Origin of the sequence: Bartonella sp. AP88HLJMH (genome assembly GCF_042195605.1) — a bacterium.
GTDB lineage: Bacteria > Pseudomonadota > Alphaproteobacteria > Rhizobiales > Rhizobiaceae > Bartonella.
On sequence record NZ_JBHIOR010000074.1, the window covers coordinates 1 to 1,593 of the forward strand.

1 protein-coding gene is annotated in these 1,593 nt (G+C 35.3%); it reads right to left on the reverse strand.

The window, feature by feature from the left end; genetic code table 11:
• On the reverse strand, positions 1–1,593 hold a 1,593-nt coding region (locus ACFIMA_RS09565; protein WP_375693438.1), incomplete at both ends, for a type ISP restriction/modification enzyme.

Below are 1,593 nucleotides of genomic sequence, written 5' to 3' on the forward strand. Positions count from 1 at the left end.
AGAATTCGTAAATAAATGAGATTGTTTTTCACTTTTATTTTTTGAAACTAGAGTGTCTTCGTAAATATAGCGTGGAAAGCATTGGCTATTATCTATCACACCCACATCAGGTACATTTTTAGTCATCAAGATAGAAAATCCACCTCTTGCTCCTACAGCAGCAATTTTTATGACTCTATTTTCAATTATTTTTCCCATAGGAAATATATGCGGCATTTGATAAACTGATTCATTAAAAGTACGATTATAATAAAGCCACTGTTGTGTAAAAGGACGATACAAACTCTGAGTGAGACATGTCTCTTCAAATTCAAAAATTTTGCCTCTAATTAACTGTTGTTTAACACTATAGCTCCAACTGATTTTCCTTTCATCGGAATTGACAAAACTATCTACATCCCTTGTACGTGCTTTACTATCGGTATGTGTATAAGTGCCATTAAAACGTTCCACTTCGCTATTATAGAACGTAATCATATTCTTCATGTTCTTTGCCACTATTTCACGGCTTGAGTTATATGCCCATGCATCACGATTGGTTTTTAGACCACAAGAATAAGTCTCAAAAAACTTTTTATCATGTCCCTTTTTAGCACCTATGGCTAAAAATGATTTGAAACTGTCATCACGTTGATTAAGCCAATCCCCATGCTTATCTGGTGTAATTATTTGCCAACCTTGTTTGCTCCGTGTAATACCATTAATACTCCTAAATTTTTCAATTATCGTGAGCTTTTCTTCTCTATTGAGATAATCTCCAATATCACGGAAATATATTTTCCCCTGTTGTTTGGATTTTGGATTTTTAACCAAAATAGAGATAGCAATAGGGGCACGAGATCCTTCACCAAAAATCTTACCACCTTCTTTTCGAGAAATTTCTCCAGAGGTTCGTTGATTACCCCGCAAATGGAAAATATAAAGGCTACTAAATTCCTCAACGAGGCATTTTCGTAAACCATCCATAGAACTTCCATTAATAAAACCGGCATTTGTAACAAAACCAATAACACCACAGTCTTTTATACGGTCACTTGTCCAACGAATGGCGCGAATATAGCTGTCATAAAGTGCTTGCACATAAGTTGTTTTGGATTGAGCAGCATATGTCTCACGAATACGTTTATCTAATATCGGATAAGGAGTATTCTTTGCATTGTCATTTTCACTTTTTTGACCTGTTGAATAAGGAGGGTTACCAAAGATAACTTCAATATTTAGATTTTTCTGATGTTCCAAATATTCACTGTTTTCTTTAAACAATTCCTGTAGAAGATTTTTCTCTTCAAGCATGCGGAAAGTATCGGTCAAACCAATATGTTTGAAAGGAATATACTCTCCTTTCATGATACTATGATAGGTCGATTCAATGTTAATCGCTGCTATGTAATAGGCAAGCAAAACAATTTCATTGGCATGAATATCATGACGGAATTTATATTCCATATCCTCTGGTTTTATCAGTTTAGATTGTAACAGCCGTGTGATAAAGGTCCCTGTTCCAGTGAAAGGGTCAAGAATGGAGACACCCCGTGACCCCAAGCTTTTGCCAAACTCATTGCGCAACACATCATCAACAGAATGAATGATAAA